The sequence below is a fragment of the Bradyrhizobium sp. U531 genome (genome assembly GCF_051710265.1).
Classification (GTDB): Bacteria; Pseudomonadota; Alphaproteobacteria; order Rhizobiales; family Xanthobacteraceae; genus Bradyrhizobium.
In genome coordinates, this window is sequence record NZ_JASVEN010000001.1 from 69,820 (window position 1) to 86,466 (window position 16,647).

Annotated in this window: 15 protein-coding genes; 9 read left to right on the forward strand and 6 right to left on the reverse strand. The window is 65.5% G+C overall.

Annotated elements, in window-relative coordinates; genetic code table 11:
* Positions 1 to 268 precede the first annotated feature (268 nt).
* Entirely contained in the window at positions 269 to 1,552 is a 1,284-nt protein-coding gene (locus QRQ56_RS00320) for a cystathionine gamma-synthase family protein (protein WP_438736704.1), read from the forward strand.
* 177 nt (positions 1,553 to 1,729) lie between these two features.
* Here QRQ56_RS00320 and QRQ56_RS00325 read toward each other — a convergent pair whose 3' ends face one another.
* Positions 1,730 to 2,146 carry a CHRD domain-containing protein gene (locus tag QRQ56_RS00325; RefSeq protein ID WP_438736706.1) on the reverse strand — a complete coding sequence of 139 codons (417 nt, stop codon included), beginning with the start codon at positions 2,144 to 2,146 and terminating at the stop codon, positions 1,730 to 1,732.
* Positions 2,147 to 2,301: 155 nt separating this feature from the next.
* Between QRQ56_RS00325 and QRQ56_RS00330 the strand changes: the two genes are divergently transcribed.
* Complete coding sequence (locus QRQ56_RS00330; RefSeq protein ID WP_438736708.1) at positions 2,302 to 3,240, forward strand: c-type cytochrome; 939 nt, start codon at positions 2,302 to 2,304, stop codon at positions 3,238 to 3,240.
* A gap of 1 nt (position 3,241) precedes the next feature.
* Here the strand turns inward: QRQ56_RS00330 and QRQ56_RS00335 are convergent, their stop codons facing one another.
* Together QRQ56_RS00335 and QRQ56_RS00340 are read right to left on the reverse strand one after the other, a co-directional pair.
* On the reverse strand, positions 3,242 to 3,487 hold the full coding sequence (locus QRQ56_RS00335; RefSeq protein ID WP_106951518.1) for an Lrp/AsnC ligand binding domain-containing protein: 246 nt from the start codon (positions 3,485 to 3,487) through the stop codon (positions 3,242 to 3,244).
* Positions 3,488 to 3,571: 84 nt separating this feature from the next.
* Entirely contained in the window at positions 3,572 to 5,515 is a 1,944-nt protein-coding gene (locus QRQ56_RS00340; RefSeq protein WP_438736710.1) for a PAS domain S-box protein, read from the reverse strand.
* 350 nt (positions 5,516 to 5,865) lie between these two features.
* Between QRQ56_RS00340 and thiD the strand changes: the two genes are divergently transcribed.
* The 4 genes from thiD (at position 5,866) to QRQ56_RS00360 (ending at position 9,916) form a co-directional block, all read left to right on the forward strand.
* Positions 5,866 to 6,666 carry a bifunctional hydroxymethylpyrimidine kinase/phosphomethylpyrimidine kinase gene (gene thiD, locus QRQ56_RS00345; RefSeq protein WP_438736712.1) on the forward strand — a complete coding sequence of 267 codons (801 nt, stop codon included), beginning with the start codon at positions 5,866 to 5,868 and terminating at the stop codon, positions 6,664 to 6,666.
* A gap of 316 nt (positions 6,667 to 6,982) precedes the next feature.
* Entirely contained in the window at positions 6,983 to 7,795 is an 813-nt protein-coding gene (locus QRQ56_RS00350) for a UDP-2,3-diacylglucosamine diphosphatase (RefSeq protein WP_438736714.1), read from the forward strand.
* A 14-nt stretch (positions 7,796 to 7,809) separates the two neighbouring features.
* Positions 7,810 to 8,868, forward strand: a complete 1,059-nt coding sequence (locus QRQ56_RS00355; RefSeq protein WP_438736716.1) for a glycosyltransferase family 4 protein — start codon at positions 7,810 to 7,812, stop codon at positions 8,866 to 8,868.
* Positions 8,869 to 8,932: 64 nt separating this feature from the next.
* Positions 8,933 to 9,916, forward strand: coding sequence for a threonine/serine dehydratase (locus QRQ56_RS00360; protein WP_438736718.1), 984 nt, complete (start codon positions 8,933 to 8,935; stop codon positions 9,914 to 9,916).
* A gap of 334 nt (positions 9,917 to 10,250) precedes the next feature.
* Here the strand turns inward: QRQ56_RS00360 and QRQ56_RS00365 are convergent, their stop codons facing one another.
* Positions 10,251 to 12,059 (reverse strand): caspase family protein, encoded by a 1,809-nt coding sequence (locus QRQ56_RS00365; protein WP_438736720.1) that lies wholly within the window; start codon positions 12,057 to 12,059, stop codon positions 10,251 to 10,253.
* 164 nt (positions 12,060 to 12,223) lie between these two features.
* On the opposite strand from QRQ56_RS00365, the gene QRQ56_RS00370 reads away from it, so the two are divergent.
* A complete protein-coding gene (locus tag QRQ56_RS00370) occupies positions 12,224 to 12,667 on the forward strand; it encodes an RbsD/FucU family protein (RefSeq protein ID WP_438736722.1) in 444 nt (147 codons plus the stop codon).
* Positions 12,668 to 12,713: 46 nt separating this feature from the next.
* On the opposite strand, the gene QRQ56_RS00375 is transcribed toward QRQ56_RS00370, so the two are convergent.
* On the reverse strand, positions 12,714 to 13,100 hold the full coding sequence (locus tag QRQ56_RS00375; RefSeq protein WP_438736724.1) for a VOC family protein: 387 nt from the start codon (positions 13,098 to 13,100) through the stop codon (positions 12,714 to 12,716).
* A gap of 149 nt (positions 13,101 to 13,249) precedes the next feature.
* Between QRQ56_RS00375 and QRQ56_RS00380 the strand changes: the two genes are divergently transcribed.
* Positions 13,250 to 13,609, forward strand: a complete 360-nt coding sequence (locus tag QRQ56_RS00380; protein WP_438736726.1) for a hypothetical protein — start codon at positions 13,250 to 13,252, stop codon at positions 13,607 to 13,609.
* Positions 13,610 to 13,832: 223 nt separating this feature from the next.
* Here QRQ56_RS00380 and QRQ56_RS00385 read toward each other — a convergent pair whose 3' ends face one another.
* Complete coding sequence (locus QRQ56_RS00385; protein WP_438736727.1) at positions 13,833 to 15,383, reverse strand: hypothetical protein; 1,551 nt, start codon at positions 15,381 to 15,383, stop codon at positions 13,833 to 13,835.
* A 75-nt stretch (positions 15,384 to 15,458) separates the two neighbouring features.
* Here QRQ56_RS00385 and QRQ56_RS00390 point away from each other — a divergent pair, with 75 nt between their 5' ends.
* Entirely contained in the window at positions 15,459 to 16,640 is a 1,182-nt protein-coding gene (locus QRQ56_RS00390) for an MFS transporter (protein ID WP_438736729.1), read from the forward strand.
* Positions 16,641 to 16,647 lie beyond the last annotated feature (7 nt).

Below are 16,647 nucleotides of genomic sequence, written 5' to 3' on the forward strand. Positions count from 1 at the left end.
GCAAGCGAAATCCGGGAAGGTCTGACCAAGCTGAAAGTCTGTCCCGGATGTCGCTTCGCTCATCCGGGCTACAAGAAACAATCGAAAGGGCGGTTGCGACAGCAGCCGCCCTTTTTCTATTTGCAAGGTCTGACGGGGCGCCGTCCGAACAGTTATCTTCGCAAGCAACGGCCGTGGCGTTGATGCGAGTCGGGTCATCGTTCCCGATCGCTCACGACATCAGGAACTCCAGCGCCCGGCGAGCACCTGATCAACAGAGAGACAGGCCATGGTCAAACCGCATCCGTCGAAGACTCACATCGGCAACCACATGCTGCATCCGGAAACCCTGATGCTGACCTACGGCTATGATCCGCAATTGTCGGAAGGCGCCATCAAGCCGCCGGTGTTCCTGACCTCCACCTTCGTGTTCAAGACGGCCGACGACGGACAGGACTTCTTCGATTTCGTCGCCGGCCGCCGCGAGCCGCCGGAGGGCATGGGCGCGGGCCTCGTCTATTCCCGCTTCAATCACCCCAACAGCGAGATCGTCGAGGACAGGCTCTCGATCTACGAGCGCACCGAGAGCTGTGCGCTGTTCTCGTCGGGCATGGCGGCGATCGCGACCACGATCCTCTCCTTCGTCCGCCCCGGCGACGTCATTCTGCATTCGCAGCCGCTCTATGGCGGGACCGAAACGCTGCTGACCAACACGCTGGCGCGCCTGTCGATCGGCGCCGTCGGCTTTGCCGACGGGATCGACGAAGCTGCGGTCAAGCAGGCCTCGGAGCAGGCCATGGCCAAGGGCCGGGTCTCGATGATCCTGATCGAGACCCCGGCCAATCCCACCAATGGCCTCGTCGACGTCGCCATGATCCGCCGCATCGCCGATGCCATTGGCAAGGCCCAGGGACACACGCCGATCATCGCCTGCGACAACACGCTGCTCGGCCCGGTGTTTCAGCGGCCGATCGAGCACGGCGCGGATCTGTCGCTGTATTCGCTGACCAAATATGTCGGCGGCCATTCCGACCTGATCGCGGGGGCCGCGCTCGGCTCGAAAGCGCTGATGAAAGGCATCAAGGCGCTGCGCGGCGCCATCGGCACCCAGCTCGATCCGCATTCCTGCTGGATGATCAACCGTTCGCTCGAGACGCTGAGCCTGCGGATGGAAAAGGCCGACGCCAATGCGCGCCTCGTGGCGGACTTCCTGGGCGATCATCCCAAGGTGGCCAAGGTCCATTATCTCGGTCATCACGAGGAGGGTTCACCCGCGGGCCGCGTGTTCGCGCGGCAATGCCTGGGGGCGGGATCGACCTTCTCGTTCGACATCGTCGGCGGCAAGGAGGCCGCGGTGAAATTCCTCAACGCGCTGCAGATCCTCAAGCTGGCGGTGAGCCTCGGCGGCACCGAGTCGCTCGCGAGCCTGCCGGCAACCATGACCCATTCCGGCGTTCCCGCCGACATCCGCCGTAAGATCGGCGTGCTCGATTCCACGATCCGGCTGTCGATCGGCATCGAGAACCCGTCGGACCTGATCGCGGACCTCACGCAGGCGCTGAACGCGGCCTGAGCAGGATGGAAAGGTGCGTAGCCCGGATGGAGCGCCAGCGTAATCCGGGTCTTCATCTCTCGGAGTCCGTCCCGGATTGCGCTGCGCTCCATCCGGGCTCCGAAGTCGTTTCGGAATCGAAAAGGCCGGACGCCCCCTCCTGCGCCCGGCCTTTTGCGACGAAGCAATCTTGGAAGCTTACTTCGTCACTTGACCGCGGATCTCGCCGCCCGGGTTGGCCGCGGTGTGAATGTTGACGTAGAGCTTGCCGGCGAGCAGATCGGCGGCCTGCGCGTCGGTCAGCGTCGCTTCACCCTTCACGGGGCTGGCGGTCGCATTCGGGATTGCGATCGCGACGCCGGCGTTCTTGCCGGCCTCCGCGGGACCATGGAAATGGGCGGCGGTGGCGGGGCCGGACAGCCCGGAATAGCTGACCGTCCAGGACAGCTTCTTGCTGGCGGCATCATAGTTCAGGTCGGCGGTTCCAGTGGCGCTGCTGGTCGTTGCCGGCACCTCGGACTTGCCGTCGAGCGTTGCTTTCAGCTTTTCGGCGCTGGCCGGAGCCGCAAAGGCGATGGCACCGAGCGCTACGGCGGCAATGACGGTCTTGTTCATGACGTTCTCCCTGCTGAACCCGTTCGGGCTGCCAAACTTCCAACAGTCGGCATTTCAGTTTATTCCCGTTTTTGGCTGGGCCGGGCTAAATTCTTCGTGGCTGGAGCCGCGACGACGTCGGCCCTAGGTTCGCCGCGACGAGTGAATGGATCCGCATGCTGCAACGAACAATGCTTCTTGGGGCGCTCGCGCTGGTCGCAGCCTTGGGCGTCTATTGGTGGCTCAGTGCGCCGGTGGTGGCCGCCGCGGGCAATGCGCCGGCCCATGTGGCCAACCTCGCCAATGGCGAGACCATGTTCAATGCCGGGGGTTGCGCGTCCTGCCATGCCACGCCCGACCAGGGCGATCGCCTCAAGCTCGGCGGCGGCGTCGCGATCAAGTCCCCGTTCGGAACGTTCTACGCGCCGAACATCTCGCCCGATCCGAACGACGGCATCGGCAAATGGACGGACGCCGACTTCGTCAACGCGGTGATGCACGGCGTGTCGCCGGGCGGGCAGCATTATTTTCCCGCTTTCCCCTATACGTCCTATCAGCACGCCAGGCGCGAGGACGTGCTCGATCTCTTCGCCTATCTGAAGACGCTGCCACCCGTGGCCGGCAAGGTGCGCGACCACGACATGCGTTTTCCCTTCAACATCCGGCGCAATGTCGGCATCTGGAAATTCCTGTTTCTGGACGACAAGCCGCTTGTTGCCGACGGCGCCAGGTCGCCGCAATTCAATCGCGGCGCCTATCTCGTCAACAGCTTCGGCCATTGCGCCGAATGCCACAGTCCGCGCAACGCGCTCGGCGGCATCATCTCCAGCCAGCGCTTCGCCGGCGGGCCCAATCCGGAAGGCGAGGGCTGGGTGCCCAACATCACCCAGAAGCGCCTCGGCGAATGGAGCGTGAAGGATATCGCCTATTTCCTGAAGAACGGCGAACTCCCCGACGGCGACAGCGTCGGCGGCGCGATGACCCGCGTGATCAAGAACACCTCGCAATTGTCCGACGAGGATATCGCGGCGATGGCGGACTACCTGAAATCGCTGCCGCCGGTAGAAGGGCCGCCGCGTCCCAAGCGCAAGGAAGCGGGCAAGGACGCGGGCTAGCTCAGCTCGCGCCGAACGCCTTGAAGGTGATGATGGTGAGGGTGTCCTGGATGCCCGGCAGCACTTGCACCTTCTCGTTGACGAAATGGCCGATGTCGGTGTCGTTGTCGACGTAGAATTTCACAAGGAGGTCGTACTGGCCGGCCGTGGAGTAGATCTCGGACGCGATCTCGGCTTCGGCAAGCGCATTGGCGACCGTATAGGACTGGCCGAGCTTGCATTTGATCTGGACGAAGAAAGGAACCATCGCGGGCACTCCGAAAGCATATCTGGCGGCTAATAGGCCAAACCCGGCCGGATTTAGCAAGCGGACTTGCCGGCCGCCAGAGGCTCAGGAGGTCACGGTGGCTGCGGCGAATGCATCCCTCAGCCGCTGGGCGAGCTCGACCTTGCGATAGGGCTTGGTCAGCACGATCGCCTGTGCATGCGCGTGGCCCTGCTCGACCAGGGTCTCCAGCGCGTAGCCCGAGGTGAACAGGACCGGCAGCGAGGGGCGAATCCGCCGCGCCTGGTCGGCGAGGTCCCAGCCGCTCATGCCGCCGGGCATCACGATATCGGTGAACAGCATGTCGATGCTGGGGTCGGTGCGGAGCTGCTGCAGGGCCTCCTTGCCGTTGACCGCGGCCACGACGCGATAGCCGAGGGCTTCCACCCTGCGGATCGCGGAAGAGCGAACGAACGGATCGTCCTCGGCGATCAGGATCGTCTCGTATCCGCGCGGCGCCGCGTCCTCGCTGTCGGACAGCTCGGCCGGTGATGGCCCGACATCCGCGCGCGGCAGGTAGATCCGGACCGTCGTGCCAAGGCCCGCCTCGCTGTAGATCGTGACGTGGCCATTGGATTGCCTGGCGAAGCCATAGACCATGCTGAGGCCGAGACCGGAGCCCTTGCCGACCTCCTTGGTGGTGAAGAACGGCTCGAACGCGCGCCGGGCGACCTCCGGCGTCATGCCTTCGCCGTCGTCGGTGATCGAGATCAACGCGTAGGTGCCGGAGGCGACTTCGGGGTGGAGGATGCGATAATCGTCGTCGAGCGTCGTCAACTCCGTGCTCAGGGTGAGGTGACCTCCGGCCGGCATGGCATCCTGGGCGTTGAGCGCAAGGTTCAGCACGGCGGATTCGAGCTGGGCGCGGTCGGCGAAGGCCTGGATGGTGCCGAGCCCGGAGCTCGTCTTGATCTCGATGTCTTCGCGCAAGGTGCGCTTAAGCAGCTTGAACATGGATTCGAGCAGGCTGCGGCAATCGATCGTCTGCGGCTGCAGCAATTGACGGCGGCTGAATGCGAGCAGCCGCTGCGTCAGCTCGGCACCCCGTTCTCCCGATTGGGAGATGTCGTCGGCAAAGCGCCGCAGGTCGGGCCTCGCCTTGAGCTGCTCGCTGAGATGCTCGGCGTTGCCGATGATGACGGTGAGCAGATTGTTGAAGTCGTGAGCGATGCCGCCGGAGAGCTGGCCGACCGTCTCCATCTTCTGCGCCTGCTGGAGCTTCTGCTCGGTCAGCTTGCGCGCGGTCAAATCGTGCACGATGCCGACGAAGATCAATTCGCCGTCCTGCCGCGCCTGGCCGACCGACAAGTCCATCGGGAAGGTCGATCCGTCCTTGCGCAGGCCGGTGGCCTCGCCGGCGGTCGCGAACTGCCTTGCCTGGCCGTCGGCCGTGGCGCCCGCCTCGGGCAGCAGCATCCTGACGTTCAGGCCCATCACCTCGTCGGCGCCGTAGCCGAACAGCCGCTCGCAGGCCGGATTGAACAAGAGAATGCGGTCCTGCGCGTCGAACAGAATGACGCCGTCGACCGCGGTCTCGACGATCGCCGTAAGGCGCGTCACGCTCTCGCGCATCGCACGCTGCGCGTCGCGGACCTGCTGCAGCAGCAGCGTGGCGTCCCGGCTCTTGATCTCCTCCTCCTCGAGCGCGGCCTGGACCTGCCGCAGCTCGAACGGGGAGGGGATCGTCAGGATTTTCGGCAGCAGCGGCCAGAGCGCGCCGGCCGTGACCACGGACGCCACCGCGGTCGCCGCCTTGACGATGCCCTCGATGCCGTAGACCGGCACCCACAGCGTGTAGATCGACAGCACATGGGTGAGGCCGCACGCCATGATGAAGATCGCGAAGGCCCAATAGACCCAGCCGAATTTGAGATCGCGCCGCTTGGTGACCAGGATTGCGAGCGCAAACGGAATCGAGAAATAGGCGGCTGCGATGCAGGCGTCGGAAACGACGTGAAGCCAGATCAGCTCAGGCTCCCACAACAGGCAGATGCCGTGCGGCGAGAACATGGACGAGTCGAGAAGACGTTCGAAAAAGGCCCACATCGTTCCACCCAAAGATTCCATTCCAGGCGGCTTGCGGACCGGAGGCGGCCCGCGACATCGGTGTCGCCGGACAGTTCCACCACTGACGTCTTACGCATCGGCGAAGCAGTGCGCGACTATACCAAGGGTTCGGCCCGGTTGCATTTTCATGCCCGCACCCATCGCGGCACGGAGGCCATGCTCCGTCCGCGCGACTCCTCGGGAACACGGGCAGTCGCGGTTTACGGCCAGTGGCGGCTCGGCAGCGCTTGCCGGAGTTCCAAGGTCGCGCTAGGACGGGCCATGGCGTTCCCATCCAACCCATGTGCCCGTCGATGACGACCCCGGTCGCACTCACCATTGCCGGGTCCGACTCGAGCGGCGGCGCCGGCATCCAGGCCGATCTGAAGACCTTTGCCGCGCTCGGCGTCTATGGCGCGTCCGCCATCACCGCCCTGACCGCACAGAACACGCGCGGCGTCACCGGCATTCACGCCGTTCCGGCGGAGTTCGTCACCGCCCAGATCGATGCGGTGTTCTCCGATCTCGATGTTGGCGCCGTGAAAATCGGCATGGTGGCCCAGGTCGAGAGCATCGATGCCATCGCAGCCGCGCTGCTGCGCTGGAAGCCGAAGCATGTCGTGCTCGATCCCGTGATGGTGGCGACCTCCGGCGACCGCCTGCTGGCCTCCGAGGCTGTCGAGGCCCTGCGCACCAGGCTGATGCCGCTGGCGTCGGTGATCACGCCCAACCTGCCGGAGGCCGCCGCTCTGCTCGAGGAGCCGGTCGCGCGAAGCGAGGCCGAGATCGAAAGCCAGGGACGGCGCCTGCTGGCGCTGGGCTGCCGCGCTGTCCTGATCAAGGGCGGGCACGGCGAGGGGCCCGAGAGCACCGATTATCTCGTCGATGCCGGCGACGCGCTTGCGCTGACCGCGGCCCGTGTGGCGACCCGCAACACCCATGGCACCGGCTGCTCGCTGTCCTCGGCGGTCGCCGCGGGCCTCGCCAGGGGCGAGGACCTGGAAAAAGCCGTGCGCAACGCCAAGGCCTGGATCAGCGCGGCGATCGGCGCCGCCGACCGCTTCAGCGTCGGCCACGGCCACGGCCCGATCCATCATTTCCACAGGTTCTACTGAGACGGGTTACCCAACCTCTCCCGCTTGGGGGAGAGGTCGCGCCGAAGGCGCGGGTGAGGGTTCTCTCCTCTTGGGGGATCCCACTGCGGAACACCCTCTCCCCAACCCTCCCCCGCAAGCGGGGGAGGGAGCGCACTGACTGTGTGGCTTCTAACGGCAATCTGATCTCTGACCCACTGCGGCGCCATGTCGCCTGATTGTCGCATGCGACTGATATTCGCGGGGAGGGCGAGGCGAAGCTTGATTCGTAATCGAGGGCGCCTCGAAGGTTCAATCGGTCATCCCCCTGTCACGGGACATTGTTACAGGCTGGCGCATGGGAAGTTACGATGTGAGTGACGAGAGCCCGGAGCGGCGCTTTCGCACGTTGTTCATCTCCGACGTTCATCTCGGAGCCCGCGGTTCTCAAGCCGATCTTCTGCTCGACTTCCTGCGCTACCACGACGCCGACACGATCTACCTCGTTGGCGACATCGTCGACGGCTGGGCGCTGAAATCGAGCTGGCACTGGCCGCAATCGCACAACGACCTCGTGCAGAAGCTTTTGCGCAAGGCGCGCAAGGGCGCCAAGGTCATCTACATTCCCGGCAATCACGACGAGTTCCTGCGCAACTATTACGGCACGCATTTCGGCGGCATCGACGTGGTCGAGAACACCGTCCACACCGGCGCGGACGGCAAGCGCTATCTCGTCATCCACGGCGACATCTTCGACCTCGTGGTGCAGAACGCGCGCTGGCTCGCCCATCTCGGCGACAAGGCCTACGACTTCGCGATCCAGATGAATCGCTTCGTCAACTTCTTCCGCCGCCTGTTCAAGGTGCCCTATTGGTCGCTTTCGCAATGGGCCAAGCAGAAGGTCAAGAACGCCGTCAATTACATCGGCGCGTTCGAGCAAGCGCTCGCCGCCGAGGCTCGGCGTCATGATGCCGACGGCGTGATCTGCGGCCACATCCACTACGCCGTGATCCGCGACGAAGGCGGCATTCGCTACATGAATTGCGGCGACTGGGTCGAGAGCTGCACGGCGCTCGTCGAGCACGACGACGGCCATTTCGAGATCATCACCTGGGCGGATCATCTGCAGAAGCCTGCAGCCGTCCCCGAGGTTGCAGCCAGAGCTGCATAGACAGAGGCCGCCTGATGCGCATCCTGGTCGCGACCGACGCCTGGCACCCGCAAGTCAACGGTGTGGTTCGGACGCTGACCAAGCTTGCCGACGCCGCCAAGGGGCTTCACATCGAAGGTGCCGGCGTCGAGTTCACCTTCCTGACCCCGCAATCCTTCCGCACCTTCGCGATGCCGAGCTATCGCGACGTGCGGCTCGCCATGCCGCGCCCGGCGCGCATCGCGAAGCTGATCGCGGAAGCTTGTCCCGACAGCATCCACATCGCGACCGAAGGGCCGATCGGCCTGATGGTCCGCCGCTATTGCCGCCAGCGCAAGCTGCCCTTCACGACCAGCTTCCACACCCGCTTTCCCGAATATGTCCGCGCCCGCGTCCCGGTGCCGGGCTCGCTGATCTGGCGGGCGCTGCGCCGCTTCCATGCCCCCAGCAGCGCCGTGATGGCGGCAACGCCGGCGCTCGCGCGCGAGCTGACCGAGCGCGGCTTTGACAACGTGGTGCTATGGCCGCGCGGCGTCGACACCGGACTGTTTCACCCCCGCGCCGTCGACCTCTGCCTGCCGGCACCGGTGTTCCTCTCCGTCGGCCGCGTCGCCGTGGAGAAGAATCTCGAAGCCTTCCTCGATCTCGACCTGCCCGGCACCAAGGTCGTCGTGGGCGACGGCCCGGCACGCGCCGCGCTGGAAGAGGCCTATCCCGATGCGATCTTCCTGGGGGAAAAGCACGGCGAGGAACTGGCGGACATCTATGCGGCCGCCGACGTCTTCGTATTCCCGAGCAAGACCGACACGTTCGGCCTCGTGCTGCTGGAGGCGCTCGCCAGCGGCCTGCCGGTTGCGGCCTTCCCGGTGAAGGGCCCTCGCGACGTGATCGGGGACGCTCCGGTCGGTGCGCTCGATCCCGACCTGCGCAACGCCTGCTTCGCGGCGCTCGACGTCTCCCGGCAGGACTGCGTCGCGTTCGCCTCGAACTACACCTGGGAAGCCTCGGCCCGGGCCTTCGTGGACAGCATCAGGGCGGTCGGCGCGGTGCTGCCGGGCCGAAACGGCGCGGAACAGCCTCGCTTCGTGGCCTGAAGAGGACAAAAACCTCTCGCGGAGGTGTCTTGCCCGGGCCTCATCGGCCGCGATACATTCGGCCATGACCGAACAGCTCCTCCCGATCGGCCCTGCCGATATCGACGCCGCAGCGCGCGTGATCGCGCCCTACGCCATCCGCACCCCGCTGTTGTCCTTTCCAGTGCTCAACGAGCGCGTCGGCGCGAAGGTGTTCCTGAAGCCGGAGATGCTCCAGCGCACCGGCTCGTTCAAGTTCCGCGGCGCCTTCAACAAGGTGTTCTCGATCCCGCAGGACAAGCGCGCCGGTGGCGTCGTCGCGTTCTCGTCCGGCAACCACGCCCAGGGCGTGGCGGCGGCTGCAAAGATCCTCGACATGCAGGCGACCATCGTGATGCCCGCGGATGCGCCGCTGTCCAAGCGCGAGCGCACCAAATCCTACGGCGCCGAGGTCGTGCTCTATGATCGCGACAAGGACGACCGCGAGGCGATCTCGCGCGGCATCGCCGAGAAGCGCGGCGCGACGCTGGTGCGGCCCTACGACGATCCCTTCGTGATCGCAGGCCAGGGCACCGCCGGCCGCGAGATCGCCGAGGACATGGCAACGCTCGGCCTCAGCCCCGACATCGTGGTGGCGCCGGCGTCCGGCGGCGGCCTGATCGCGGGCGTCGCGACGGCCGTGAAGGCGCGCTATCCGCGCGCCGAGATCGTCGTGGCCGAACCTGAGTCGTTCGACGATCACGGCATTTCGCTCACCGCAGGCCATCGCGAGCCGCATGGGCCCGCGGGCCGCACCATCTGCGATGCGCTGATGGCGCTGATACCCGGCGAGATGACCTTTGCGATCAACAGCAAGCTGCTCGCGCGCGGGGTCACGGCGTCGGACAAGGAAGTCGGGGCGGCCGTGGCGTTCGCCTATCGCGAGCTGAAGCTCGTGGTCGAGCCGGGCGGCGCGGTGGGGCTCGCCGCGCTGCTGGCAGGCCGACTCGATGTCGCCGGAAAGAACGTCGTCATCGTGCTGTCGGGCGGCAATGTGGATGCGGACCTGTTCGCCGAGCTGGTGGCCTAGCCGTCATTCCGGGGCTCGCGAAGCGAGAATCCGGAATCAATTTCTCCACCGTCTCTGCCGCACGATGGATTCCGGGCCTGCACCTGGCGGCGCATCCCGGAATGACAAGAACTGACATGGCGAAAGGGGCAGAGCGTTTCCGCTCTGCCCCTTCTTGTTGTGAATATTCGGACGAACTCTCCGCTTACTCGGTGCAACCTCTCCTGCTTGCGGGGAGGTCGGCGCGTAGCGCCGGGTGGGGGTTCTTTCCTGATCGGGAGTGTCCCGTTGCGGAGAAACCCTCTCCCCAACCCTCCCCCGCTAGCGGGGGAGGGAGCGCGCCTTCCTCTTCCTATCAGCGCATGAAGCCGCGGTGGTTGTTGCCGCCGCCCATGTTCGGGGACTGGTTCATCGACTGGCGGAAATTGTTGCCGCCGTTGTTGACCGTGCGGTTGGTCGCGTTGAACTGCTGGCGGTTGTTGTTCTGCACCTGCACCTTGTTCACCGGGTTGTTGCTGATCTTCACGCCGTTGTTGACACGGATCGGGTTGTTCTGCGTCTGAACATTCACCGGCTTGGTCTCGACGGTCGTGCCGCCCTTGCCGACATTCACCGGCATGCTGACGATCTTGCCCGGCTTGCCGTTGATGTTGCCGTTGACGTTGCCGCCATCCGGCTTGTTGTTGGTCGCCGGCAGGGTCACGATCTTGCCGATGCCGCCATTGTTGGTGGTGGTGTTGGTCGGTGCGGGCAGGGTGACGATCTTGCCCGGGGTCGGCGACGGCGTGCCGTTCTGCTGGCCCGGCTGGTTGTTGTTGCCGGCCGGCAGGTTGACGATCTGGCCGCCATTGCCGAGCTTGCCGATCACATTGCCATCGACCGGCTTCTGCACGACCGGCAGATTGCCGTTGATCTGACCGCCGCCATTGCCCTGCTGCATCTGCGGCATGTATTTGGGCTGGCCGAGATTGCCGATCTTGAAGGTCGGAGCAATGTTCTGCGGAGCCAGGAACTTGGTCGCCTGCATCAGGGGGATCTGCTTCGGCTGCATCTGCAGCTTCAGCGCCATTTGCGCATAGGGGCTGTTGCCGTAGCTGTCATAGAAGGTCTTGTAGCCGAAGGGCGAGTTCACGAGCACCGCCTTGTGCCAGGCCTGCGAGAGCAAGATGTTGTTGAGCAGCCAGCGGACGTGGTCGCACAGCGGGTCGTGCGGATACATCTGGATGAACTCCTGATAGTATTCCGGGCGGCCCTCGGACACGACGTAGTCATAGGCCTGGCGCGTCGAGCGGCTCGGCAGGTTGGCGGCCATCTGCACGACAGGAGCATTCACCGGCGCGCGGCTCGCGGCAACCACGGTGTCACCGAAGAAGGTGAAGTCCGAGGTGAGCGAGGAGCTCTCCCACGGGATCTGCGCGCCGCTGGTAGACTGGTTCACCTGCAGGCGGATGCGCTTGAACAGCTGCTCGATCGGCACGTTGGGTTCGCGCGCGACGTTCAGGAAGGCTTGCGTGTAGGGGCTGTGGCCGCCCGTGCCGTCGAGCGCTTCGGCGCCCGGCGCGGTCGAGTAACCGACGATCGAGCCGTTCGGCGCATCGACGATGGCAAGGCCGCGGCCGGCATCGTTGACGGTCGGGAACGGATTGTTACGGCAGGCATCGAGGATCACGATGCGCATGCGGCTCGGGATCGTCTCCAGCGTCGACATGACGTCGACGAGGCGCACCGAATTGCTGATGAGCTCGGTCGGGTTGGAGACCTTCGCGTCGACCGGCACGAGATAGTTCTCACCGGCGAGTTGCACGCCGTGGCCGGCGTAATAGACCATCGCCACCGTGTTCGGACCGCGCGCGGAGACCTTTGCGGAGAAGTCCTGCACCACGCGCAGCATGTCGTTCTGGCCGAGGTCGGTCGCGGCAACCACCTCGAAGCCGGCGGAGTTCAGGAACTGCGCCATCGACTGCGCGTCGTTGTCGGGATTGGCGAGCTGCGGGGCGTTCTGGTAGTTCGAATTGCCGATCACCAGCGCCACCCGCTGCTCGGGGCCCTGCAGCGCGGGCGCGGGCTCGACGGGGGCGACTTGCGCGCAAACGGGGCCGCAGGCGAAGCCGAACAGGCTTCCCACGAGGCCGGCTGTCATCAGCAAAGGCTTTAGGCGGAACATGGCGTGCTCCTTTGGCACTGATCTCGATGCGAGATTGGTTGCGGGGAAGCCTGACCGCGTTCGAGCTTGAGGACCGTGATCGTTGTCACCATCGCGCCCTCCGTGATCTGAATCACGCTTGGAACCTGCTATGGTGAACGATCGCTAACGGGAACCGTCCTCACATGCTGAAATCGATTGATCCGATCCTGACGCCCGATCTGCTCTGGCTGCTGGCGTCCATGGGCCACGGCGACGATCTCGTGGTCGTCGACGCCAACCATCCGGCCACGCACATCGCCCGCTCGACCTCGTCGCAGCGCCTGATCCAGCTGCCGGGCTTGACGATGGAGGCGGTCGTCCGCGCCATCATGTCGGTCTATCCGCTCGACGATTTCGATCCCGATCCGGTGCGCGTGATGGCCCCGGTCGACGATCCCGACCGCGTGCCGGACGTGCAGCGCGCGGTGCTGGCCGAGATCGCGCGCGCCAATGGCAGTGCCATGGTGCCGGGCAAGCTGTCGCGATCGGATTTCTATCGCGCGGCGGCCGCCGGATTCGGCGTCGTGCAGGTCGGCGACAGCAGGGGCTATGGCTGCTTCCTGATCAGGAAGGGCGTGATCAGCTAGAGCACGGTCCGGAAAAGTGTGCAGCGGTTTTCCAAAAAGATCATGCTCAAACGATAGAGGCTCGCATCAGCTCCGAGGGCCAGCCGATCCGGACGAGGAGGCCGTCGGGGCCATTGATACCGACTTCATACATGCCCCATTCGCGGTGACGCAGCACGCCGCCGGGTCGAATGATGAGATCATCCACGCGCGCGGCGATGGCCTCGACCTCGGGCGTGCGAATGAAGATGCCGAAGGGATTGTGCTCCGGCACGCGCCATGGGCCATCGCCGGCTTGGGTGAGATGAACCTCGCAACCCCAACCTCTCATGATGACGTAACCGGCATCGCCGCCTGTGCGCGCAAAGCCGAGACGTTCCCAGAAGGGAATCGCGGCGGGAAGATCGTTGCTGGGAACGATCGCAAAAGCGCCGACGTGCGGGCTTTCAGGCATTCGGTCACTCCGGAACATGCAAGCGGTTCGCGCCGCGCTGACGCCGCGCGTTGCGAGCTTATCGAGCGCGGCCGCCCGGCAGAAGCGGCGAAACGTCCCGCACTCGAATTTGAATGGCGCGGCGGGAACTGACTGTCTATGTTTGCTCCATGTCTCGCCTTATGTGTCTATTTGTTGCCGTCGTCCTGTCGCTGCTGCCGACCGTTGCGCCCGCTGCGTCAACGCAAAAGCGCCCCAAGCAGGCCTTTCAAGGCTACGGCTTCCTGCCCGGCTATCGCCAGCCGCTGAGCAACAGCATTCCGCTCTACAAGCAGAAGGACGCGATGCGCCGAATGTCGCGCGCCGACCGCCGCCATTGGTACATCGATCCGGTTCCGCAATATTACCGCTGGGACGGCGAGTGGCACTATTTCGGCCGCCCCGGCTTCAACGGCGGCCGCTACAACGGCGGCAGCTTTGGCCCGTGCTGGACCCGCACGCCGATCGGTGCGGTGTGGAATTGCGGGTGATCAAGTAAAGGCGCTCGCTGTCTCAGCACGTCATTGCGAGCGCAGCGAAGCAATCCAGAATCCCTCCGCGGAAAGACTCTGGATTGCTTCGCTGCGCTCGCAATGACGATGTCGCGGGAGCATGCGCCTCAATCGGGGGCCATGGTGCTGGGGAGGTTGGTGCTTCTGAGTCCCGGCTCTGCGCTTCGCTTGTCCGGGACACGAGAGTAAGGACGCGTCTCCCTTACGAGAAGAACGCGATCTTCTCGGCCTGGGTCATGCGGCGGATCGGGGCGAGGGGATCGTTGGCCGGTGTGCGGGGCTTTTGCAGAATGCCGCTGGCGAGGATGGTGGCGCCGAGCGAGGTCTCGGTCATGGATGAGGCCAGTGGCGAGGGCATCGGCGGCAGCGTCGCGGTTGGTGCTGCGGCGAAGTTTGCCGTCGCGACCATGGCCGGAGCCGGCTGCTCCATCACTTCGGCGGCGGCCTCCGCGATGGCGTCGGTGAGGCGCGCGAGCGAGTCCATTGCGATCGGCGCGTCTGCGGCGGGCTCTTCGGCCACGGGAGCTGAGACCGGCTGAGGCGCGATCGGCTCGGGCAACTCGGCCGCGAGCGGCGCTGCGGCCTCCGCGATCATCGGCTCCGGAACGGCCGCGTCCATCTCGGCCGCCGCCATGATCTCGTCGAACTCCGGATCGGGCGCGGCCATCTCGAGCGCGATGGCCTCGAGCACGGCGTCGTCCTCAGCCTGCGCAGCAGCATCGAGCGCGAATGCGTCGGCGGCTTCCGCGACGACGGCATCAGCGGGCTCCTCGAAGGAGACGCTCTCAAGCGCAGCATCTTCGGTCGCGGCAGCCTCAGTCGCGAGAGCCTCGGTCATGAGAGCCTCGGTCACGAGAGTATCGGGCGCGATCTGCTCGCGCGCGATGTCCTGGACCGCGACTTCGCTCTCGACGACGATCTGGCTTTCGACCGCGCTCTGGCTTTCGGCCGCGATCTCCGCTGCGGCCGCATCGTTCAATGCCTGCTCGGCAGCAGCGAACGCATCGGCCGCGGCGCCCGTTTCCATGGCGGCTTCGGGCTCGCCAGCCGCTGCGAGATCCTGCGGCGTCTCCGTAAAAGCCACGGGTGCTTCGGCGCTCGCGGCTGCTTCTCTGGCCATTGCCGCAGCCGCGGTCTCGACCGGCGGAACTTCCGGGACGGGTGCGGCCGCTTCCTGCACGGGAGCCGGCGCGGGAGGCGCCGCCTGCGGCGTTGCGCCGCCGTCGGTCTGCTCGACCCGATCCTTGAGCAGATCGAAGGCGATCCTGAGATCGACGCGGGGGTCGATGGTCGAGGCCTGTCCGCAGGCGGCCTCGATCGAAGACAGCTGCGAATCAATGAGGTCGCAGATTCGCCCGTCGGCGCCGATCTCGCGCCAGCGCCAGGAGATCTCCTTGATGATGCGCACCCCGCGCGGAATCGGCGCGAGGCTTGCCTCGATCGTCGCGGGGTCGAACGCTGCAAGCGCGATGGTCTCGGCCTCGCGGATCGCGCGGCGAATCTCGACCAACGCTTCGGGCAGGCGGTCCTCGACGACAGGTTGTCGCTGCGCCGCAAGGGTTTCTTCGATCTTCGCGACCGCGTCGAGCACCATGCGCGTGTCGGCATTGCGGTTGCGCTTGGCGTATTCGCCGAGGAACCAGCGGCCGCGCGCGGTCTCCATGAAGGCTTCGCGGATCGCGTCGTAATCCTGCTCGTTCGGCTCGGCCGCGCGGGCAGACATGGGCGAAAGGGCGAATGCTTCGTTGGCCATTGCGATCTCGTCGCGCAAATCACTGCGCGGTATTGTAACGATCACCACGATATCGACCGAATCGCAATTGGTTTGATGCAGTCCGAATCACAAATCCCCATCACGGCCTCGAAGAAGCGGCGATTCGCCGTGAACCTGGCCCTGTTCTATTCGGCCTTCTTCGCGGTTCTGGGCACGCACATGCCGTTCTTCCCGGTGTGGCTGAAGTCGATCGGCATCGACGCCGCCTGGATCGGCCTCATCAACGCGCTGCCGGCGATCACGCGCTTCACCACGCTGCCGCAGGTCGCGGCCTTTGCCGAAAAGCGACATGCCATTCGCGGCGGCATCATGGTGTCGGTGCTGGCGACGGCGATCGGATTTTCGGCCCTGGGCCTGCAGCAGCAGCCGCTGGCGCTGTTCCTGATCTACGCGCTGACCTGCATGATGTGGACGCCGACGATGCCGCTGACCGACGCCTATGCGCTGCGCGGCGTTGCCCGTTACGGGCTCGACTACGGTCCCTTGCGGCTGTGGGGCTCGGCGGCGTTCGCGGCGGGATCGCTGGCCTGCGGCTATCTCGTCGACATCATCGCACCGCGCGAGTTGATCTGGGTCATCGTGGCATGGGCCGTCGTTGCGGTTCTCGCCAGCCTGTTCCTGCGGCCGCTCGACGACCACGGGCGAAGGACGACGGGGACACAGGCCGGCAAGGCGCTGCTGCGCGATGCCGGCTTCTGGGCGGTGATCGCATCGGCCGCGTTGATCCAGAGCAGCCACATCGCGTTCTATACCTTCTCGGCCATCAACTGGCAGCTCCACGGCCTCACGGGGCTGACCATCGCCGGCTTGTGGACGCTGGGCGTGCTGGCCGAGATCGTGGTGTTCGCGCTGTCGCCGCGCTTCTCGCTGCATCCCTCCACGCTGATGGCGATCGGGGGCGTGAGCGCCGTGCTGCGCTGGATCGTCACCGCCAGCGAGCCTCAGCTGGCGCTGCTCGCGATCGCCCAGCTCGGCCACGGCTTCAGCTTCGGCATGACCATCCTCGGCACCATGAACCTGCTGGTGCAGCGCGTGCCCTCGCATCAGATCGCGCGCGGGCAGGGCTATTACGCCGCCTGCAACGGGCTGCTCGGCGCGGCGACCTCGATCGCCTCAGGCGCGATCTATGCCCGCATCGGCGACGGCGTCTATTACGTCATGGCGACGATGGCTGCCGCCGGTGCAATCCTGATCTGGTCGGCGCGGCACCGGCTCAAGGGGGAAAAGTCAATTTAAAGTAGCG